Annotated in this window: 16 protein-coding genes and 1 pseudogene; 9 read left to right on the forward strand and 8 right to left on the reverse strand. The window is 71.8% G+C overall.

What is annotated here, in order from left to right; translation table 11 throughout:
* Window positions 1-17: 17 nt before the first annotated feature.
* Together ACWIGU_RS06090 and ACWIGU_RS06095 are read right to left on the reverse strand one after the other, a co-directional pair.
* On the reverse strand, window positions 18-2,105 hold the full coding sequence (locus ACWIGU_RS06090) for a SpoIIE family protein phosphatase (RefSeq protein ID WP_454397908.1): 2,088 nt from the start codon (window positions 2,103-2,105) through the stop codon (window positions 18-20).
* Between the two features lie 244 nt (window positions 2,106-2,349).
* The gene (locus ACWIGU_RS06095; RefSeq protein WP_454397910.1) at window positions 2,350-2,766 is read right to left on the reverse strand and encodes an NUDIX domain-containing protein; all 417 of its coding nucleotides are present in this window, start codon (window positions 2,764-2,766) and stop codon (window positions 2,350-2,352) included.
* A gap of 541 nt (window positions 2,767-3,307) precedes the next feature.
* Here ACWIGU_RS06095 and ACWIGU_RS06100 point away from each other — a divergent pair.
* Window positions 3,308-3,904, forward strand: coding sequence for an ankyrin repeat domain-containing protein (locus tag ACWIGU_RS06100; RefSeq protein WP_454397912.1), 597 nt, complete (start codon window positions 3,308-3,310; stop codon window positions 3,902-3,904).
* 167 nt (window positions 3,905-4,071) lie between these two features.
* Window positions 4,072-4,608: pseudogene (locus ACWIGU_RS06105) on the forward strand (YncE family protein); the annotation flags it as partial.
* 34 nt (window positions 4,609-4,642) lie between these two features.
* On the opposite strand, the gene ACWIGU_RS06110 reads toward ACWIGU_RS06105, so the two are convergent.
* The 3 genes from ACWIGU_RS06110 to ACWIGU_RS06120 form a co-directional block, all read right to left on the reverse strand.
* Window positions 4,643-5,875, reverse strand: a complete 1,233-nt coding sequence (locus ACWIGU_RS06110) for a cytochrome P450 (RefSeq protein ID WP_454397914.1) — start codon at window positions 5,873-5,875, stop codon at window positions 4,643-4,645.
* Window positions 5,876-5,995: 120 nt separating this feature from the next.
* A complete protein-coding gene (locus ACWIGU_RS06115) occupies window positions 5,996-6,874 on the reverse strand; it encodes a hypothetical protein (RefSeq protein ID WP_454397916.1) in 879 nt (292 codons plus the stop codon).
* A gap of 464 nt (window positions 6,875-7,338) precedes the next feature.
* Window positions 7,339-8,328: a helix-turn-helix domain-containing protein gene (locus tag ACWIGU_RS06120; protein ID WP_454397918.1), complete on the reverse strand. Its 990-nt coding sequence runs from the start codon at window positions 8,326-8,328 to the stop codon at window positions 7,339-7,341.
* 58 nt (window positions 8,329-8,386) lie between these two features.
* On the opposite strand from ACWIGU_RS06120, the gene ACWIGU_RS06125 reads away from it, so the two are divergent.
* Window positions 8,387-9,655, forward strand: coding sequence for an MFS transporter (locus tag ACWIGU_RS06125; RefSeq protein ID WP_454397920.1), 1,269 nt, complete (start codon window positions 8,387-8,389; stop codon window positions 9,653-9,655).
* Window positions 9,656-9,672: 17 nt separating this feature from the next.
* On the opposite strand, the gene ACWIGU_RS06130 is transcribed toward ACWIGU_RS06125, so the two are convergent.
* Entirely contained in the window at window positions 9,673-10,878 is a 1,206-nt protein-coding gene (locus tag ACWIGU_RS06130; RefSeq protein WP_454397922.1) for a PP2C family protein-serine/threonine phosphatase, read from the reverse strand.
* A gap of 445 nt (window positions 10,879-11,323) precedes the next feature.
* Between ACWIGU_RS06130 and ACWIGU_RS06135 the strand changes: the two genes are divergently transcribed.
* Both ACWIGU_RS06135 and ACWIGU_RS06140 read left to right on the forward strand, forming a co-directional pair.
* Complete coding sequence (locus tag ACWIGU_RS06135; RefSeq protein WP_454398608.1) at window positions 11,324-12,661, forward strand: MFS transporter; 1,338 nt, start codon at window positions 11,324-11,326, stop codon at window positions 12,659-12,661.
* Window positions 12,662-12,692: 31 nt separating this feature from the next.
* Entirely contained in the window at window positions 12,693-13,181 is a 489-nt protein-coding gene (locus ACWIGU_RS06140; RefSeq protein ID WP_454397924.1) for a MaoC family dehydratase, read from the forward strand.
* A 57-nt stretch (window positions 13,182-13,238) separates the two neighbouring features.
* Here the strand turns inward: ACWIGU_RS06140 and ACWIGU_RS06145 are convergent, their stop codons facing one another.
* Complete coding sequence (locus ACWIGU_RS06145) at window positions 13,239-14,072, reverse strand: VOC family protein (protein WP_454397926.1); 834 nt, start codon at window positions 14,070-14,072, stop codon at window positions 13,239-13,241.
* 281 nt (window positions 14,073-14,353) lie between these two features.
* Here ACWIGU_RS06145 and ACWIGU_RS06150 point away from each other — a divergent pair, with 281 nt between their 5' ends.
* The 3 genes from ACWIGU_RS06150 to ACWIGU_RS06160 all read left to right on the forward strand — a co-directional run bounded on the left by ACWIGU_RS06150 (window position 14,354) and on the right by ACWIGU_RS06160 (window position 17,531).
* Window positions 14,354-15,196, forward strand: a complete 843-nt coding sequence (locus tag ACWIGU_RS06150; RefSeq protein WP_454397928.1) for a SigB/SigF/SigG family RNA polymerase sigma factor — start codon at window positions 14,354-14,356, stop codon at window positions 15,194-15,196.
* Between the two features lie 358 nt (window positions 15,197-15,554).
* Window positions 15,555-17,096, forward strand: a complete 1,542-nt coding sequence (locus ACWIGU_RS06155; RefSeq protein ID WP_454398610.1) for an FAD-dependent oxidoreductase — start codon at window positions 15,555-15,557, stop codon at window positions 17,094-17,096.
* Window positions 17,097-17,180: 84 nt separating this feature from the next.
* Window positions 17,181-17,531, forward strand: a complete 351-nt coding sequence (locus tag ACWIGU_RS06160; protein ID WP_454397930.1) for a hypothetical protein — start codon at window positions 17,181-17,183, stop codon at window positions 17,529-17,531.
* 282 nt (window positions 17,532-17,813) lie between these two features.
* Here ACWIGU_RS06160 and ACWIGU_RS06165 read toward each other — a convergent pair whose 3' ends face one another.
* Entirely contained in the window at window positions 17,814-18,461 is a 648-nt protein-coding gene (locus ACWIGU_RS06165; protein ID WP_454397932.1) for a TetR family transcriptional regulator C-terminal domain-containing protein, read from the reverse strand.
* Window positions 18,462-18,558: 97 nt separating this feature from the next.
* Between ACWIGU_RS06165 and ACWIGU_RS06170 the strand changes: the two genes are divergently transcribed.
* Window positions 18,559-20,007, forward strand: a complete 1,449-nt coding sequence (locus ACWIGU_RS06170; RefSeq protein ID WP_454397934.1) for a purine-cytosine permease family protein — start codon at window positions 18,559-18,561, stop codon at window positions 20,005-20,007.
* Window positions 20,008-20,030: the final 23 nt, after the last annotated feature.

Below are 20,030 nucleotides of genomic sequence, written 5' to 3' on the forward strand. Positions count from 1 at the left end.
CGGATCGCGCTGAGGCCTTACGACGTGGACCCCAGCGGGCGGGCCCGGGCGATCAGGAGGGCCACGTCGTCGCGGTCCCCCTCGTCCCGCAGTGCCACGAGGAGGTGGTCGCAGACCTCGTCCAGGGACCCCTGCGGCTCGGAGAGCAGATCGAGCAGTGTGTTGATGCGGGCATCTATGGCGTCGGAACGTGTCTCGATCAACCCATCGGTGTAGAGCACGAGTTGGTCGCCGCTCTCCATCTTCACGGTCGTCTCCTGGAAGGCGACGTCGCCCACGCCGAGGGGTGTCCCCGAGGGCAGGTCGAGGAGTTCGGGGCGCCGGCCGGGCCTGACCAGGATGGGCGGCAGGTGGCCCGCGACGGCGATCCGGCATTCGCCGCGCCGCGGGTCGTACACGTTGTATATGCACGTGGCGAACGCGGGGTCGAGTTCGGCGGCGGTGTGGTCGAGGTGGCGGAGCACCTGGGCCGGCGCGAGGTCCAGGTCCGCCAACGTGCGGGTGGCGGTGCGGAGTTGGCCCATGGTGGCGGCGGCGTTGATGCCGCTGCCCATCACGTCACCGATCACGAGGGCGGTCTTGTCCCCGGCCACCGGGATGGTGTCGAACCAGTCGCCGCCGATCTCGCTGGCCGACTGGGCGGGCTGGTAGCGGTAGGCGATCTCCAGGCCGGGCCTGCGGGGCGGCCTGGGCGGGAGCAGGTGGCGCTGGAGGGTGAGGGCGGTGCGGCGTTCACTCTGGTACGAGCGGGCGTTGTCGATGCAGACCGCCGCGCGGGCGGCCAGTTCGCCGGCCAGGACGACGTCGTCCTCGTCGAACGGCAGCTCGTTCCTCGCACGGCCCAGGTCCAGCGCGCCGAGCACCTCTCCGCGCGCGATGAGCGGCACCGCCAGATAGGAGTGCAGCCCCGCCCGGGACAGGACCTGGGCGGACTTCGGGTCGGGGGCGATGCGCTCCAGGTCCGCTTCGCTCACGTGCTCCACCAGCACCGGGCGCCCTGAGGTCACGCACTGGGTGATGTACCGGTCGGCCGCGTAGCTGGCGATCTGCCCGGGGGTGTCGGCGGCGTGGAGCGCGTTGGTGGAGTAGGCCGCCGTCACCGCCAGGGCCCGGAACAGAGCGGGTCCTCCGGCGGCCGGGGTGCTCTGGCCCCGGCTCTGGAGCACGGAGTCGAGTATGTCGACCGCCGCCAGGTCGGCCAGCTCGGGGACGACCACCGACGCCAGCTCGTGCGCGGTCTGCTCGACGTCCAAAGTGGTGCCCACGGTCCTGGACGCGTCGGCGATGAAAGCCAGGCGCCGGCGGGCCCGGGCGGCTTCTTGCGAGGCCCGGTGCTGTTCGCTCACGTCCACCACGGAGATGGCCAGGCCGAGGACCCGGCCGGCCGGGTCGTCCAGCCGGTAGTAGGACACCGACCAGGCGTGTTCCACGTCGGCGGCGCCGCCGGGGCGGCCGACGGTGAACTCGTTGAGGACCGGCGTGCCCGTGGCCATGACCTGGCGCATCGTGGCCGAGACGGCTTCGGTGTCCAGGAACGGAAGGGCCTCGCCGACGCCGCGGCCGATGTGCTGCTCGGCGGGCAGGGCGTTGATGCGTTCCAGCGCGGGGTTGACCAGCACGTAGCGCAGGTTCGTGTCCAGGACCGCGAGCCCGATGGGTGACTGGGCCACTAGCTGCACGGACAGCGCGAGGTCCCTCTCGACGCGGCGCAGGAGGGCCCGGTCGCTGGCGATGCCGAGGGCGTAGACGTCTCCGAGTTCGTCGTGGAGCCGCATGTTGCGGAACTCCACCAGGCGGGTGCTGCCGTCCTTGTGGCGTACGGGGAAGACGCCGGCCCAGCTCCGGCCGCTCTCCATGACCTCGGCGAACAGGCCGAGCACCAGATCCACGTTTTCCGGGGCGACCAGGAGGGGCGCGGCGTACTGCCCCAGCGCCTCCTCGGCGGTGAAGCCGAACAGCTCCTCGGCCTGCGGGCTCCACAGGCAGATCCGGCCCTGGGCGTCGATCATCACCGCGGCCACGGCCAGGGCGTCCAGCAGGCCGCCGGGCTCGGACACCGTGCCCGCCGTTGTCAGGCCCGTCCGCGACGAACCGATCGCATCCATCCAGTCACCTCCCCAGAATCGCCGGGTCCGAGGGACGGCTGAAAGGGATCAGCCCGGTTCGGGATGTCATCGACTCCATCGAGGACGAGTATTTTGTCAGCCGGGGCCCCGGCGTGTACTGCGGTCCAGATTCTCGGCCATGCTGTCTCCAGACTCCCCACGGCATTTTATGCCCCTTTCCCGGGGAAGGTCATGTTCGCTTCCTCCGCTGCTGGCGGGCCGCGCCCACGCGGGGCCGACGTTTCTAGGGCCTGCCGGTCATCGCCAAGCCGTCGACCGCCGCAGGCGACAGCTCGGACTCCCGCAAGCCGGACAGGGGCATCCAGGTGACGGCACTGGTGGAGTCGTCCCCCTTGGTCACCACGGGAGGGCCGGGCTTGAGGTCGACGCGGTAGAAGAGCCCCACCAGATGCCAGTCGATGCCGAGCCGGTGAGCGGTGTACGCCCTCGCGTCGACCAGCCGGGCGTCCAGGAGCTCCAGGCCGGTCTCCTCGTACAGTTCACGCCCCAGCGTCTCGCGCGGCTGCTCCCCCGGGTCGACCCCGCCACCGGGCAGGTGCCACAGGCCGGGCTCGAACACCGGTGAACTGTCCGCGAGTTGGGTGAGCAGCAACTGCTCGTCCATGACGGCGACCGCATACGCCGAGACTCGCGAACGCATCTGACCTCCCACGTTGCACCCCTGCGGACATCGCCGTCCCGATGACGGCCGATGCAGGGGAACAACCTATCGATCACGGGCGCCGCACGGTCGGGAATCACGGTGAACGCGTGGAGCCCGCACAACGCGTCAACGTGACACGCCGATCAGCTCCGTGCGGGTGTCCCGTGCGGGTATGGCAGAACATGGCACATGTCCGCTCGTTGAGATACCCGAGGACGTCTTCAGGTTCCTGTCGTGGCGACGGCAACCGGTGCACACCCTGAGAGCGAGCCTCCGTCAAGGCCCCCTCCGTGCCCCCACCGGGCAGGGAGGGGGCCTTCATCGTCGTACCGCCCCTTGGGCCGGCCGCGTCGGCGTCAGCCGATCGGTTGACCCCGGTGTCGTCCGTCGGGCTCCCGCACCGCAGACGGCAGGCCGACCGGTGAGCGCGGGACGCCGCCGGAGAATGGACTGAAGGAACGGAAAATCCGAGGCGCCCCCGTTCCGTCCCTACGGATCCTTCCCTACGGATCCTTCGCTACGGACATGGAGCACCGAGATGCACGACCGCGACCGCCGACTCCTGGAGGCCGCCCGGCGCGGTGACGCCGCCGAGGTGCGCGCCGCCCTCGACGCGGGGGCCTCGTTGGAGACCTGCGACGAGGAACTGCGCTCCCCCCTGTTGCTCGCCGCCCTCAACGATCACGTCCAGGCCGCGCGGGTCCTGGTCTCGGCCGGCGCCGACCCGGACGCCCAGGACCGGCGCCACGACAGCCCGTGGCTCGTCACCGGCGTGACCGGCAGCGTCGCGATGATGCGCGTCCTCCTCCCGGCGGGCCCGGATCTCACTCTGCGTAACCGCTACGGGGGTGTTTCGGTGATCCCCGCCAGCGAGCGCGGCCACGTCGCGTACGTACGGGCGGTGCTCCGGGAGACGGACATCGACGTCAACCACGTCAACGATCTCGGATGGACCGCTCTGCTCGAAGCCGTGATCCTCGGTGACGGGGGCCGGGCCCACCAGCAGATCGTGGAGCTGCTGCTCGCGGCGGGCGCCCGCCCGGATCTCGCGGACGCGGAAGGCGTCACGCCCCTGGAACACGCGGAACGCCGTGGCTTCGACGCGCTCGCGGCGCCGCTCAGGGCCGCGTCATGACGGCCCGCGCGCGCGGTGTGCTCGGGGCCATGGCCGTCGTCCTCCTCGCGGCGGGGTGCACCGCGACCGGCACCGCCGACTCCACCGCGTCCTCACCCCCGGCAGCCACCGTCACCCCTTCAGCGCCGGCGCCCGCGCGCACCGCTCAAGGCACGTTGCTGGTGGCGGACTTCGGCAGCGACACGGTCACGTTCGTGGACCCGGAGCGCGGCAGCCTCGACTCGGTGAAGGTGGGCACCGCACCGTACGGCACCGAGGGCGGGCTCGGCTCGTGGCTGAAGCCGCACTACGCCGCCGTGCGCGACGACGGAAAGCTCCTGCTGCCCTTCGAGGGCGAGAAGCTGGCCGTGCTCGACCCGCGCACCGGCAAGGTCGCCGTCGAACCGATGACCGCCGACACACACCAGCACGGCGCCCGGCTCACCCCCGACGGCAGGCTGCTCGCCGTCGGCACAGGACCGATCAGCGCAGGCGACCACGACGCCTCGCTGACCATCCGTACCGCCGAGGGGAAGGAGCGCGTCGTCCCGCTCGACGGCCCGCACGAGGACGTGGCCGCATCGCGCGACGGCCGCACCGCCTACGTCACCGGGGGCTTCACGCGAGACGGATTCTGGGACGGGATCACCGTCGTGGACCTGGAGAGCGGGAAGACCCACCGGCTGCCCGCAGGTCACCGGCCGCTGGGCATCGCCGTTCTGTGACGATGCCCAGCCCCCGCACGGGCCCGGCTCCGGCTCAGATGCGCACCGGCAGCGCGATCGGATAGGTGCCGTCGCCCGCGAACCCGACGCGCTCGACGGCCCCCCGCTCGACGGCCAGCTCGAGGCTGTCCCGGCGCAGGAACAGCTCCTCGAGGATCACCTCGGTCTGCAGGTTGGCGAGCGCGGCGCCGATGCAGCGGTGCGCGCCGTGTCCGTACGCGATGTGCCCGGCGCCGCGTGCCACCTCGCGTGTGAGATCGAGCCGCGTGGCGTCGTCGAAGGTTCCCGGGTCGCGGTTGGCGGCCAGCAGACCGCTCGTCACGCCCTCGCCCTGGCGCACCAGGACGCCGCCGAGTTCCACGTCCTCGGTGGCGTACAGGGTGGCGCCGACCCGTACCGCCGACACATGGCGGAGCAACTCCTGGACGGCGCGCGGCAGCAGGTCGCGCTCGGCCCGCAGCCGGACCGCCTCCTGCGGGTGGTCGAGGAGGGTGAGGACCGCGTCGGTGATGAAGAAGGCGGGCGGCGCGATCCCCGTGTTGATCAGCAGGAAGACGAGCGCGATCATCTCCTGGCGCGTCAGGCGCTGCCCCTCGGCCGCCGTGGCGCTGGAGCGCAGCAGATCGGAGAGCAGGTCCTCCTCGGGCGCCGGGCCTCGGAGGTCGAGCAGCCGGCCGATGTACTCGGCGAGGTGGTCGATGCCGGGCAGGAACCGGTCCGGTTCACCGGACTCGTAGTCCCTGATCCAGCCGCTCACCTTCGGCCGGTCGGCCGCGTCCACGCCGATGATCTCGCAGATGACGTCCGTCATGACCGGGTAGGCGAAGGCGCTCAGGAGGTCGAACTGGTCCCCCTTCGCGACGAGTTCACCGGTCACGTTCTGGACGATGCGCTCGATGCGCGGACGCAGCGCGGCGATCCGGCGCGGCGCGAAGGCCCGCATCACGTGCGTGCGCAGACGGGTGTGCTCGGGCCCGTCGACCATGACGAGGATCTCCAGGTACTGCCGGTACTCCGGCGGCAGCCCCGCGTCGTCGAGCAGTTCCGCGCCGACACCCCCGCCCTGCGTACCGGGAACCTTCGCCGGGTCCCGTACGAAGCGGGTGTCGCCGAGCACCGCCTTCACCACGTCGTAGCGCGTGGCCAGCCACACGGGGGTGGTGGTCCCCGGGAGTGTCACCCGCACCAGCGGGACGTCGTGGCCGTGCGACGCCTCGTCGATCTGAGTGTGGGTCAGTTGCAGTGGTGCGGCGGTCGGATCGGTCATGTCCTCACTCCGTTTCGCGATCACGTATCCCCTGACGTGATCTCGGTCGCCAGCATGCAATGGAACACGGGTACGAGTGGGTGGCGTGACCAGTTCGTGACGCGAGGGCGAACCTCGCGCTCAGCGGTCAACATCGCCTCCGGAGAGCCGCTCAACGGCCCGGGACGTACTCGCCGCTCTCCGCTGGGCGGCCTTCTGTTCGCGTGCGGCGTCCCGGACCCGTACGGATGCCTCGTCCGCCGCTTCGGCAGCGGTGCGCCGCTCCTCCTCGGCCTCGCCGAGCTGAACCGTCAGGAGCGCGACGCGTTCGTCCGCCGCGGACCGCCGGGTGGCGGCCCGCTCGTGCTCCTCCTCGGCACGGCGCACGTCGTCGTCACGACGGCCCGCTTCGGCCGCGGCCTCGGTGGCCGCCTTCATCGCCTCCTTCAGCCGCGCGCGGCGCTTCTCCTCAGCGGGGTCGGGGGCCTTGCCTGCGGGGGCGGGGGCGGGCCTTTCGGCCTTCTTCGGCACCTGCGCCAGAGGCGCCGTGCCGGGGAAGTCGGTGGACACGGCGGGCACCTTCGTGAGCCTGCCGGTGGCCCACTGCTCGGCGAACTCCGCGTCGGCCAGGGCCGCGTGGAGGATCTGTTCGACCTCGTGAAGGACGCTCAGGCTCACCGGCTGGCCCGCCCGTCTGGCGAGTCCGCCCGCCTGTCGCGCGAGGCCCGCGATCAGCACGTGCTGCTGATGGCTGAGAGTCCGGAACTGCTCCGGGTCGAGCGTACGGTGCGCTTCCCGCAGCGCGTCCGCGAGCTCGAGGAGCTGCCCCGCCTCCTCCGTCTCACGCGCCAGGAGGTTCGACACCCAGGCGGCGAGAGTCGGCTTGCGGAAGGCGGCGATCCGGCGCGCGGCGGCCGCGTCCCCGGCCCGTTTCGCCTCGGCGACCTGCGCGTTCCGCGCCGCCATGAACTGTACGGGCGGCAGGCGGTAGAGATCCTCGGCGACATCATCTGCGTCCACACGCCCACTCTGCCGTGCGGGCGGCGCGCGGAGCCGAGACGCGCCGGTCGCCGTGCTTCAGCAGGACGGGGCGCTGCGCTCGGCTCCGACGCGGTCGCGCTGTGGAGCGCCTGGGCCGAGGACCTTCGACGCACCCCGGTCGCGTACGGCCCCTTCATGGCGGAGGAGGCGGCCGGCGGGGCCACGAAGGCACTTCGGGACCTGCTGGGGAGTGCCTGACTCACCCCGCCCCGAGGTCAGCGCGAGGCCGGCACACGGTCGAGGGTCAGTCGGCCCGCCCGCCCCACGTGGGCTTGCCGCCGGGCAGGCCCTGGTCCCCTGCCCGGCCGATCGCGACGAGGTACAGAGCCTTGCAGGACGGCCCACCCGCGGGCATGTCGGATCACGGCCTCGTCGGTGCTTCTCCGATGGCTCGGTCGATTGCTTCATCGACTGCTTCGCCGAGCGGCCCGTCGATCTCGTGGTCAGTCATCCGGAGAGTCTGCACGGCCGGCGAGGCGATCGCCCGCCTCCGTGCGCCGGTACACCACGCGTCGCCCCACTCTCGTACCCGCCACCATGTCCGCCTCGCGCAGAACGGCCAGGTGGCCGCCGACCGTGCCGAGCGACTGCCCCAGTTGCGCCGCGAGTTCACTGCTGGTGGCGGGGCGTTCCAGCTCGTGGAGAAGGGCGGCGCGGCCGGTGCCGATCAGCCGTTCCAGAGCCTGCGGCGCTCGCGGCCGCCCGGTCTGCTCGGCTGTGCCGCGGGCCGGGTACACCAGGGCGTACCGGTCGGGAGGCGCCTCGGCGAGCCAGGTGCCGCTCGTCACGCAGACCGGGACGAACAGCATTCCGCCCTCACCGACGACGCAGTCAGGCCCCGGCTGGTCGCTGAAGCGGATCGCGTCGGCGCCGACCCACGCACTGCGCCGGTTCATGTGCTGGAGCGCCCTGGGCCAGCCGTACGCGGCGAGCAGCCCCGCCCGGTACGTGACGTCCCGTTCCAGCAGGGCGCGGCGGCGCGGCCAGTCCGGCGACACATGCGTCTTCCACAGGTGCCGGAAGAGGTCGGCGGTCCGGGCTCCCCACCCGTGCCCGGTCAGCCACTCCAGGTCGTGGCGCTGCCAGCTGCGGGCCACCGCCGCGTCGAGGTCCGCGCGTACGTCGTCATCGCGGGCCGCGGCGACGGCCTTCAGTTCGTCGGCGAGCGTGGTGCGCATTCCGCCTGACGGCGGGCGGCTCACGTAACCGGGGAGGTACTTGGTCGAGCAGATCAGCTCGACGAGCCCGCGGGCGAACGGGTCCGCGTCGAGCGCGGCGTGGAACGCGTCGTGGTGGCGGTCGTACCAGGGGGTGAGCCACGGGTCGGAGCAGGGCTTCATCAGGACGCTCATCGACCCCAGCGTCTCGGCGCTCGGCGACAGCGCGAACCGGGACTGTGACAGGGCCATCGAGCTCAGCCGCAGCAGCACCATCTTTCGCCTCCTGCCGAAACGTTAGCTTGCGCGCCCGCGGCTCCCCACACTCGGGCCGGTGCGTTCCTCCCTCCTCCAACAGGCCGTGTTCCGCTCGTTCTTCGCCGGACGTCTGGTGTCCCTGCTCGGAAGCTCGATGGCTCCGGTCGCCCTCGCCTTCGCTGTCCTCGACGCCTCGGGCAGCGGCCACGACCTCGGCGTCGTACTCGCCGCCCATATGCTGCCGCTGCTCGCGTTCCTGCTCGTGGGCGGCGCGGTCGCCGACCGGTTCCCGCGCCGGACCGTCCTGGTGGCCGCCCATCTGGGGGCGGCATGCACGCAGGGCGCCGTCGCCGCGCTCCTGCTGACCGGGCGCTACTCGCTGCCGCTGGTGACCACCCTCGAGTTCGCCAACGGCGCGCTCGCCGCCTTCACCACACCGGCGCTGCGCGGCATCGTCCCTCAGCTCGTGGCCAAGTCCCGTCTGCGGCAGGCGAATTCCCTGCTCGGTTCCGCCGGCAACGCCACGAAGATCCTCGGCCCGAGTCTGTCGGGCGTGCTGGTCGTGACGGTCGGGAGCGGGCCCGCCATCGCGTTCGACGCGCTCACCTACCTCGTCGCGGCCGGTTTCCTCGCGCGGCTCTCCCTCACCGGCGCCTCTGAGGCGTCACGGCGAAACACGGTGCTGGGCGACCTCCGCGACGGCTGGAGCGCGTTCCGTGCGATCCGGTGGGTGTGGGTCGGCACGCTGTCGTTCTGCCTGCTGAACCTTGTCCAGACCGGTACGTGGCAGATCCTCGGCCCCCAGCTCACCCGGGAGCTCAGCGGCGAGACGACCTGGGGGTTCGTGCTCAGCGCCCGGGGCCTCGGCATGCTGGTGTCGAGTCTGCTGATGTACCGGCTGATGGTGCGGCACCTGCTGCGGTTCGGGCAGCTGGCGGGGGTGCTGGGCGCGCTGCCCCTGCTCGCGCTGGGTGCGCGGGCGCACGCCCCGTGGCCGGTCGCGGCGGCGTTCGTCGCGGGGCTCGGTTCCTCCGTCACCGCGGTCGCGTGGGACACCTCGCTCCAGGAGCACGTCCCCACGCACGTGCTGTCGCGCGTCGCGTCGTACGACGACCTGCTCTCGTACGTCGCGGTTCCGGTCGGGCAGCTGTGCGTCGGCCCGCTGGCGGAGGCGTTCGGCGCGTTCCGGGTGACCGCTGCGGCCGGGGCGGTCTCCGCCGCGGCCGTCCTGATCCCCCTGGCCTCCAGAGCCGTACGCCGACTGCCCCACGCCCGGCCCGACACCTCCGCACCCGCCGCACCCGCCCCTCAGAAGTTGCCCGAGTCACTCACCGAGCCCCCTTGACCGGGGAAGGGCTCCGTTCAGATCCCGCGCCCGCGAGCCCTCGACGGCGGCGCTCCGTCGGGGTACGCGTCGGCGGTCTGGTCCGTCATGGGCCGGCCGTCGAGAAGCGGGCGGAGCAGGTGCCGCGTGGGTACGCGTTCGATGACGAGGAGCGCGATGTCGTCATCGAGCTGCCCGCCGGTGTGAGCGAGCAGGTCGCGGTGAATGTGGTTGAGCAGGGAGTCCGGGCCGCCGGCGGGAAAGGACGGGAACGAGGCGACCCGCTCGGCGAGCGGGTAGAAGACGCCGGTGGGCGAGCGGGCCTCGATGACTCCGTCGGTGTACAGGACCAGGAAGTCACCGGCCGTGAAGGTGAAGCGGTCGCTGTGGGGCGGGGGGACGGGCAGTTCGCCCATGCCCAGGGGTGGTGCGCACTGCCGTGGCGCAAGCTCGGTGACCTGGCGTTCGCGCACCAGCAAGGGGGGTGGATGGCCGCAGGTGACCATCTCGGCGCGCGGGCCGTCGTCCGGGATGTCGAGCACGAGGGCGGTGACGAAGTGCTCTCCGGCGTCGTGCTCGGTGTCGGCGACCTCCTCCAGGTTCCGGGCGACGCTGTCGTCCATGGCCGCCATCAGATCGGGCAGCTGAGCGTGCCGGTGCGCGCCTTCGCGGAACGCCCCGAGCACGACCGACGCCTCGCCGATGGAGGCGAGGCCCTTGCCGCGTACGTCACCGATGAGTGCGCGGGTGCTGGGGTGGGCGGCGCGGGCGACCGCGAACAGGTCGCCCCCGATCTTGGCCTCGTCCCCCGCGGCGAGGTACAGCCAGGCCACGCGCAGCGGACCGACCTTGCGGGGCGGCGGTCTCAGCAGCACCCGCTGCGCCGCCTCGGACACCGACCGCACCCGGTTCAGCTCCTGCCGGCGCCGTTCCCCCGCACGGCAGAAGATCACAATCAGCACGGAGAGCAGGGTGATGGCGATGATCTGCGAGATGTGGTTGGCCGTGGTCAGGCCGCCGTGCAGTGCTGCGATCAGGGTCTGAGCGCCCACGGCCAAAAGCCCGACCAGGGCGGTCAGCCGGGGGCCTGCGATGGAGGCGGTCAGGGCCGGTGCGATGACGAGCAGCGGGCCGAGGTGGACGTCGGTCGGCGAGTACACGTCCACCACGGTGATCACCACGATCAGACCGAGCGGAACAACCACCAGACCGCGGCCCGATGGCCGCTCCGGTAGGCGATCCATCGACCATCGCCGGAATCTCACATGGGAAATTTTATACCTTCGTGACTCCGGCGCCCTGTCACACGGACGGCGCACCGACGTCCACCACATCCCCTGTGACCTGCGCGAATACGGTGCGCACCCGGTACGCCACTCACCCGGCGCGGGTGCGCCACTCAGGCGTTCCACGCTGCGCGCAGGGACGTGGGCCGCCACTCGGACCGCCGGGTCACCACACAAAAGGGAAGCAAAACTGCTCAGTCAAACTGGACAGCTACACCTGTCAAATCTACGGTGGGGGTATGAGCAAGAACGCCGTGACCCCGCCATGTACCCGCCAGGGGCTGACCCGCCCATGAGCAACCCCGACATACCCGCACCGGCGGCAGAGGGCGCCTCGGCAGAGTCCGCACCCGGGCGGCACGGCGCCCCGGCGGGTCACTTCGACCGCAGGCTGATCCCGCCGATGATCATCGGCTCGGTCCTGAACCCGATCAACTCCACGATCATCGCCGTGGCCCTCGTCCCCATCGGTGCGGCGTTCGGGGCGCCTCCCGCGCAGACCGCGTGGCTCGTCTCGGCGCTCTATCTGGCCACCGCGCTCGGGCAGCCGGTCGTCGGACGGCTCATCGACCTCTTCGGACCGCGACGCCTCTTCCTGATCAGCACGTCCCTGGTCGGCATCGCGGGCATCGCCGGCACGCTGGCCCCCAACCTGGGCTGTCTGATCGCCGCACGCGTACTCCTCGGCTTCGGGACCTGCGCCGGCTATCCGGCCTCGATGTCCCTGCTGCGCAGCGAGGCGGAGCGGACCGGCCGGGACAGTCCCGGCGGCATCCTCACCACGCTCGCGGTGTCCGGCCAGACGATCGCCGTCATCGGCCCCTCCCTCGGCGGGCTCCTCATCGACGTGGGCGGCTGGCGCGCCACGTCCGCCCTCAACATCCCCCTCGCGGCGGCCGCCCTGATCCTCGGCGCCCGACGGCTGCCCGTGCAGGCCCGCCCGCGCCGCACGGGCGGCAGGAGCATCGCGTCCGAACTCGACCTCCCCGGCATGGCTCTGTTCGCCGCGCTGCTGTTCTCGCTCCTGCTGTTCCTGATGAACCTGCACGCCGGCACGTGGTACCTGCTCGCCGTCGCCGCAGCCGCGGCCGCCGCGTTCGCGGTACGTGAACTGCGCGCCCCCGCACCGTTCATCGACCTCAGGGTGCTCGCCGGCAACACCCCGCTGCTCGCCACCTACGGCCGTGCTCTGGTCGCCTACGTGGTCTCGTACGCCTTCCTCTACGGCTTCACGCAGTGGGCGGAGGAAGGCCGTGGGCTCTCGCCGTCACAGGCCGGCCTCGTGCAGCTGCCGATCTTCCTCACCGGTATCGCCGTCTCCACCCTCACCGGCCGCCACGAGTCGATCCGCGGCAAGCTGCTCATCGGGGCGGTCTTCCAACTCGCCGCCTGCACACTGCTGTTGAGACTCGGCGGCACAAGCCCCGTCTGGATGCTGCTCGCCGTCGCCCTGATCTTCGGCGTGCCCCAGGGACTCAACAGCCTCGCCCTGCAGAACTCGGTGTACTACCAGGCCGATCCGGCGCGCGTGGGCACCTCGTCCGGGCTGCTCCGCACGTTCGTCTACCTCGGCTCGATGGTCGCCTCCGCGGCGAGCGCGACCGCGTTCGGGCAGCACGCCGACACCGGCGGCATGCACCATCTGGCCTGGTTCATGCTGGGCGCCGGCGCGCTCTTCCTGCTCCTGACGGTGTTCGACCGCGGACTGCGCCGCGTCGCCGCCCCGGGCTCCCCCACCTGATCCAGGAGCTCGGTCGGCTACCGTGCCTTCGATGACTACTACAGCGATCGGTACGGACTTCAACACCCCCGTCGAAGAACGCTACTTCGAGGACTACGTTCCCGGGTCCAGCTACGTGTACGGGAGCGTCACGGTGACCGAGGAGGAGATCCTCCGGTTCGCCGGCGAGTTCGATCCGCAGGACATCCACACGGATCCCGAGGCCGCGGAGCAGGGCCCCTTCAAGGGGCTGATCGCGAGCGGCTGGCACACCGCCGCACTGATGATGCGCATGTACGCGGACCACTACGTGAGCAAGGTGGCGAGCCTCGCCTCCCCGGGCGTCGACGAGTTGCGCTGGACCCGCCCCGTGCGCCCCGGTGACAGTCTGTCGATCCGTACGACGGTGGTCTCCGCGCGCCCCTCGCGGTCCAAGCCGGACCGCGGGATCGTGCACACCGACATCGACGTGTTCAACCAGCGCGGCGAAACCGTGCTCACGCTGTCCGCGATGAACTTCCTGCGGCGCCGGACGCAGTGACGGCGGGACCGGGTCCGACGCGGACGTCACGGCCCTGCTCCGGACGCGAGCCGCCGGTCACGAGGCGTCGTCGGGCTCCTCCGGCCGCAGTCGGGGTGCGAAGAGCGTGAGCCGGGCGCCCTCGGGGTCGAGCAGGGTCACGCAGTCGCCCGTCGTGTCCGCCTCGCGGCCCGTCACCGTTCCGCCGTGCTCCACAGCGGCCTGTGTACATGTGGCGACATCGCCGACGGTGAAGCGGACCTGCCAGTGCGGCCGCAGCTGCGGGTCGGGGGCCGATCCCGGCGTCCCTCCGACGAGCGTGGCCACCGGCTGTCCCCCACATACGAGGACGACCTCCTCGTCCTCGTACCGCACGTCGCAGCAGCCCGGGGACGCCCACCCGAGGACTTCCCCGTAGAAGATCGCGGCGTCGAACGCGTCACGTGTGACCAGGCGCAGCCACAGGGGTGCGTCCCGGCGCCACGCGCCGAAGTTGCGGACGAGCGCGCCGGCCCAGACCCCGAAGACCGCGCCGGCGCGGTCGGAGACCAGCGCCGCCCGGCCGGTCGCGAAGCCGATCGGACCGACCCCCACCGTGCCGCCGCGCTCCTGTACGCGGCCGACCGTCTCGTCCGCGTCGGCCACCGCGAAATAGGGCGTCCACGCGACGGGAACCTGCAGAGCCGGAGCGACCGCCCCGATCCCCGCCACGGCCCGCCCCTGAGAGAGCGCCACCACGAACCGCTCACCCAGCGAGCCCGCGCGGAACGTCCAGCCCAGGACGGCACCGTAGAACGACTCCGCGGCCGACAGGTCGCGCGCCGCCAGGCTCACCCAGCAGGGAGATCCGAGGATCGCGTGGTACGACGTGGCGTCGTCCGGTCCGGTCCTGGAGATCAGCTTGCTGTTCATGAAAGGCCGCCCCCTCTCGGTGCCCGGGGGACTCGGTCAGAGCTCTGCCGGCGACCGGGTACCCCTGACACCGGGTCCGACACACCAGAACCCGACGGAAACCGTCCGCCGAGCGCCCATGACCCGCCGTGACGCGGCGCCCGCCAAGTCGCACATGGGCACGTGCGGTCGGAGAATCGAAGTGCAGTCGCATGTCGATGCTTCGGACCCGTGGCCCTTCGGGGCCTCGCTTGGACCGTTCCCACGGCCCGCGCCGGCACACCGTTGAGGAGCGAATCCCGATGCTCACTGACATCACTGCGGGCCCCGCCCACCGCCGTCGCACCTCCCGCCACGCCCATGACGACTCCCCCGACACGACGGCCGCCTTCGCGCGCATGGCCGGTCTCGCCGAGGGTCCCGAGCGGGACCTGCTGTGCGAGGAGCTCGTCGAGGCGTGGCTGCCCATGGCGCACCGGATCGCCCGCCGCTACCGCAACAAGGGCGAGAGCACGGAGGACCTGGAGCAGGTCGCGGCCATGGGACTGGTCAAGGCCATCAACCACTACCGGCCCGAGCGCGGCCCCTTCCAGTGCTACGCCGTGCCCACCATCACCGGCGAACTGCGCCGGCACTTCCGCGACCGGATGTGGGACGTGCACGTGCCCCGCCGCGTGCAGGACCTGCGCAACAAGGTCCGCGCGGCCCGCCGCGACCTAACCGAGCGGCCCGGCAGCCCAGAACCCGGCGTCGGCGCCATCGCCGCGTACACAGGACTGACCGAGGCGGAGGTCCTCGACGGGCTCAAGGCGATCGAGAGCTACAGCGCGCTGTCCCTCGACGCGGAGCTCTCCCCGTCCGGCCACGACGGACAGAGCCTCGCCGACGCGCTCGGCGCACCCGACACCGCGTACGACCTCATCACCGACCGCGAAGCCGCCAAGTCAGGGCTGAGCCACCTTCCCGAGCGCGAGCGCGCCATCCTCTACCTGCGCTTCTTCGAGGGCATGACGCAGGCCCGCATCGCCGAGAAGTTCGGCATCTCGCAGATGCACGTCTCCCGCCTCATCCACCTCAGCTGCGCTCGCGTACGCGCGGAGGCGGGCCGGGAGTACGGGACGGCCGACGGCGTGACAGCCGCCTGATATCAGCCGCTTTGTCCGGCCGGCGGGAGGACACTGGGATCAGGGGCTGAGCTCCGCCCCCTGCCCCGGCCCCTTCGGGAGCAAGGGCGGCAGCCGGCGGGGAGCGGCCGCCGCCGGGATGACTTGGGCGACGGCCGTAGGGCGTGAGGACACAGCGTCTCCCCTCCGCGAGTCCTCGCGCCCGCCTCACGGCGCCCTCCCCACTCGACGAGCGCCTCACCAGAATCACGGTCACCATGTTTGAGGGGGCGCGGGGGGTTCACGGGGCACGGCGCGGGAACCCGATCGCGGGTGACGGGAAGGAGGCCTGACCGTGGCGCCGAGACTGGAACTGCCGGGGCTGGGCGAGTCGTACTGGATGCACACCAGCGGCACGACCGCCTACCCGTCTCTCAACGAGGACGTCGAGGTCGATGTCGCGGTCGTCGGCGGCGGAATCGCCGGACTCAGCACCGCCTGGGAGCTGGCGCGCGCGGGCCGGACCGTCGCCGTCCTCGAGGCCGACCGCATCGCCGCCGGAGTCACCGGATACACGACGGCCAAGGTGTCCGCGCTGCACACCCTCGTGTACGACCGCCTGCGCCGCACGCACGGCGAGGAGGCCGCCCGGCTGTACGCCGTGTCGCAGCAGGGCGCGGTGGAGCGCGTGGCCGAGATCTGTGCCGGCGTGGCCATCGACTGCGATCTGGAGCGCGCCCCGGCCTTCACCTACTCGGTCCGCCAGGAGGGCACGGGGGTCCTGCGCGCCGAGGCCGAGGCCGCCCGCGAGGCCGGTCTCCCCGCGCGGTACACCGAGGACACGGGTCTGCCCTTCGCCGTCGCGGGCGCGGTCCGGGTCGACGACCAGGCGCAGTTCCACCCCCGCAAGTACCTGCTGGCGCTGGCCGGGGATCTGATCGCCCAAGGCTGCATGATCTTCGAGCGGTCCCGGGTGACCGAGATGCTCGGCGGCATCCCGTGCACGGTGACCACCGAGGCGCAGCACACGGTGACCGCGCACGCCGTCGTCGTCACCACCCATTACCCGATCTTCGACCGCGCGTTCCTGTTCGCCCGCCTCCAGCCGCGCCGGGAACTCGTCGTCGCCGCGCCGCTCGCCGCCGACCCCGGACCGCTCGGCATGTTCATCACCGAGGACGAGGGCAGGCGTTCGGTGCGCACCGCTCCGTACGGCGCCGACGGGCGGCGGCTGCTCATCGTGACCGGGGAGTGCTTCACGCCGGGTACGGGCGACGCGGCGGCGGCCTTCGCCCGGCTCGACACGTGGATGCGCGAGCACTTCGCCGTGGAGGACACCGCGTACCACTGGGCAGCCCAGGACAACGACTCCGGCGACGGGATTCCCATGATCGGCCCGCTGCATCCCGGGGCCCGGCACGCGTATGTGGCGACGGGCTTCGGCGGATGGGGCATGAGCAGCGGCGTCCTCGCCGGGCAGCTGCTGAGCGGGCTGATCACCGGCGACGAGCCGCCCTGGGCCGAGCTGTACGACCCCCGCCGCCTGTGGAGCACCGTGCGGGAAGCACCCGCTCTGCTGCGGCAACAGGCCGATGTCGCACGGCACTTCGTCCGCGACCGGCTGCACACCGCCCATGTCGACTCCGTCACCGAGATCCCGCCGGGATCGGGCGCGGTGGTGCGCGTCGACGGACACAGGTGCGCCGTCTACCGCGCCGAGGACGGCACGGTCCGCGCGGTCTCGGCGCGCTGTACACATCTGGGCTGCATCGTGGCGTTCAACGCGGCGGAGACGACGTGGGAGTGCCCGTGCCATGGCTCGCGCTTCGCCACGGACGGGTCGGTGCTTCAGGGGCCGGCCATGTGGCCACTGGCACCGGTGGAGCTCCCGGTCACATCGCTTGCGCCGGATGACGGGGAAGGAGGCCCGAGTGGGCGGTGACAGGACCACCCGTTTCCACCGAGAGACACGGAGAACGACGTGAACGGCACATCAGCTTCGACAGCCTTCCCCCCGGAGGCCCCCTTGTCCCGGGACCTGGTGGAGGTCGTGCTCGGCGACTGCTCCGCGCCGGACGCCGACGCGGTCTTCCACCTCCTGGGCGACCACTTCGACTCCGACCGCGGCGAGGCCGTCCCCCACGGCAACGAGGGGCCGCGCCCCGCGGCGTGGACGGGCAACTTCCTCGTGGAGCACGCCCCCGCCGAGGTCTCCGGCGTAGCCCTTGCCGGAACGGTCACGGCCGACCTCCAGGGCTGCCCCGTGGCGGTGCAACGCCTCTGCCGGACCCTGGACGCGGCCTTCGCCGTCGAGAAGGTCGGCACCGTCGCCGGCGATCAGGAGGTCGAGGTCCAGCTCCGCCTCACCAACCCCTGACCAGGCACATCCCCGGTCATTCAGACGGGAGTGAGCCCATCCTGCCCGCACGAAGCTCGCGGTAGCCGCGCAGCCCTTCGACCAGGGCGTGAAGGGCGGAAGGGGCGTAGTGCGACGCGTCCCACCCCGCGTACATCACCGGCAGCCGGGCGGTCCGGCGACCTGCTCGGAGTCACCCCCGAACACATCGGTGAGCTGACGGTCGGGGCGACCACCGTCGGCGGCCGGGCCGCCCATGACGCAGGGGCCGTGAAGGTCTCCTGAGCAGGCCCGGGCGTGCGGTCAGTCGCGCTCGACTCGCGGCTCTTCGCGAAGGTGCGGGCCCGTCATGAGTTCGGCGAGCCTCCCGGCGGGCACGTCGAGTTCGCGTTCCGCGGTGGTGATCGCCATGGCCGTCACCGCCGGCGGGCGGTTGATGCGTTCCGTGTTGGCGTGGGCGCCGAGGCCGTCCAGGACCACGAGGATCTGGATGGCGGTCACCTCGGGGTCCTCGGTACGGAAGACCCCGGCCGCTACGCCGTCGCGGATGAGCTGGGTCAGACGTGCGCGCCACTGGGCCTCCTGGTGCCCCACGCGGTCGCAGAGCCTGTCCCGGTAGCGGCTCAGGTGTCTGGCGTTGAGCCACAGCCGGCTCATGCCGTCGAAGCGGTCCCCCGTGGTCAGGAGGAAGAAACGGGCCAGGTCCTCCAGCGCCTCGCCCTCGGGCCGGCCGGCGGGAATCAGTTCGTCCAGCTCGGCCGTCGCCGCCACGCCGAAGGCCTCGGCGACAAGGTCCTCCGCGACCGGGAAGTAGTGGCTGATCAGGCCGGGGCGCACCGCGAGCTCGTCCGCGACCCGGCGCATCGTGATGCATTCGAGGCCCTCCTCGAGGGCGATCGCCGCCGCGGCGGCCACGATCTCGGCGCGGCGGGCCTCGGGATTCTTCCGCACGCGTTTCGGCCGAGTGCTTGACGGCACCCCCTGCTCACTATTGGATTCCTGACCAATAGACAAGTCGGCTCCCGTGCTCGCCTGTTCGGAGGACTGCATGGCTCCCACGATCCCAGACCCCACGACGCAAGCCGCCACACCCCCCGTCGACCGGGCCGGGCGCGTGGAGGCGCACGGCATCGACTTCATCCCGGACGCCGAGCGGCACGGACGCGCCCGCGAGCTGTTCGCCGTGTGGGCGGCGCCCAGCGTCAGCTATCTCAGCCTCGTGGTAGGCGGCGCCCTCATCCTGATGGGCCTCGGCCTCTGGCAGGCGCTGGGCGTGATCGCGGCGGGCAACCTGTGCTGGGCGCTGGTCGGCCTTGTCGCCGTGAGCGGTCCCGCGGCCGGCACCCCGAGCCAGGTGATCACGCGCGCGATGTTCGGCGTCCGGGGCAACCGGGCGAACATCGCCCTGACCGGCTGGTTCGTGTCCGTCTGCTATCTGGCCCTCAGCTGGGCCGCGGCCTCGCTCTCCGCCTTCAGCCTCGTCGACAAGGCCGGCTTCGAGCTCACGACGGGCGTCAAGGTCGTCGTCATCGTGGTGCTGGCCGCGGCGACGCTCGCCATCAGCGTCTACGGCCACGCCACCATCGTGAAGCTCTACCTGCCGTTCACCCTGGCCCTGACCGCGGTCTTCGTCGTCCTGGCCGGCTACGTGCTCGGCCACGTCGACTGGGGCTACGCACCCCGACACCCGCTCCACGGCACGGAGTTGTGGGCCGTGGTGATAGGCGGCATCACGCTCGTCGCCTCCGCGCCGCTCTCGTACAGCAACAGCGCCGACTTCGCCCGCTACCTGCCCCGCACCACTTCGCCCGGAGCGATCGCCGGCTGGACCACGCTCGGCGCCTACGTGCCCAGCGTCCTGTTCACCTCACTCGGCGCCCTGGCAGGCACCGCGCTCGACATGTCCGACCCGCAGACCGCTCTCGAGGGCATCCTGCCGAGCTGGTTCAAGCCGGCCTTCCTCCTGGCCGTCATCCTCGGCGCGATCTGCAACAACGCCATGACCGCCTACAGTTCCGGCCTCGCCCTGCAGTCGATAGGCGTCCGGATCCGCAGGTCCCGCAGCGTCGCCCTCGACGGGGCCCTCGGTGTGGCGCTGACGCTGTACGCGCTGCTCGTCTCGAACTTCCTCGACACCGTGAGCAACATGCTCGAACTCATGGTGGCGCTGATGGGCCCTAGCATCGCGATCTACGCCACCGACATCCTGTGGCGCCGCAACCGCTACGACGGCAGGGAACTGACCGACGAGTCCCGGGGCAGCGCGTTCTGGTACTCGGGCGGTGTCAACTGGGCCGGCGTGACCGCCCTGGTGGTCGCCACCGCCGTCGCGTCCCAGTGCGTCAACACACCGATGTACACCGGGCCGATCGCCCGGGCGGCGGGCGGCACCGACCTCTCCCTGCCGGTCGGGATCCTGGTCTCCGCGGCCGTATACGTCGCCATGATGCGCTCGCGCCGTCCCGCCGCGGGCGGCCCGACACCCACCTCCGGATAGATCCCGGCCCGGCGCGCCAACTG

It is taken from the genome of Streptomyces sp. NPDC055400 (genome assembly GCF_053644375.1).

Excerpts from the sequence above, each read along its gene's own strand:
- ACWIGU_RS06110 (WP_454397914.1), bottom strand. The coding sequence starts at position 5,875 with ATGACCGATCCGACCGCCGCACCACTGCAACTGACCCACACTCAGATC.
- ACWIGU_RS06130 (WP_454397922.1), bottom strand. The coding sequence starts at position 10,878 with ATGGATCGCCTACCGGAGCGGCCATCGGGCCGCGGTCTGGTGGTTGTT.
- ACWIGU_RS06170 (WP_454397934.1), top strand. The coding sequence starts at position 18,559 with ATGGCTCCCACGATCCCAGACCCCACGACGCAAGCCGCCACACCCCCC.
- ACWIGU_RS06155 (WP_454398610.1), top strand. The coding sequence starts at position 15,555 with ATGCACACCAGCGGCACGACCGCCTACCCGTCTCTCAACGAGGACGTC.
- ACWIGU_RS06120 (WP_454397918.1), bottom strand. The coding sequence starts at position 8,328 with ATGGTGCTGCTGCGGCTGAGCTCGATGGCCCTGTCACAGTCCCGGTTC.
- ACWIGU_RS06145 (WP_454397926.1), bottom strand. The coding sequence starts at position 14,072 with ATGAACAGCAAGCTGATCTCCAGGACCGGACCGGACGACGCCACGTCG.
- ACWIGU_RS06090 (WP_454397908.1), bottom strand. The coding sequence starts at position 2,105 with ATGGATGCGATCGGTTCGTCGCGGACGGGCCTGACAACGGCGGGCACG.
- ACWIGU_RS06140 (WP_454397924.1), top strand. The coding sequence starts at position 12,693 with ATGACTACTACAGCGATCGGTACGGACTTCAACACCCCCGTCGAAGAA.
- ACWIGU_RS06095 (WP_454397910.1), bottom strand. The coding sequence starts at position 2,766 with ATGCGTTCGCGAGTCTCGGCGTATGCGGTCGCCGTCATGGACGAGCAG.
- ACWIGU_RS06135 (WP_454398608.1), top strand. The coding sequence starts at position 11,324 with ATGATCATCGGCTCGGTCCTGAACCCGATCAACTCCACGATCATCGCC.
- ACWIGU_RS06100 (WP_454397912.1), top strand. The coding sequence starts at position 3,308 with ATGCACGACCGCGACCGCCGACTCCTGGAGGCCGCCCGGCGCGGTGAC.
- ACWIGU_RS06150 (WP_454397928.1), top strand. The coding sequence starts at position 14,354 with ATGCTCACTGACATCACTGCGGGCCCCGCCCACCGCCGTCGCACCTCC.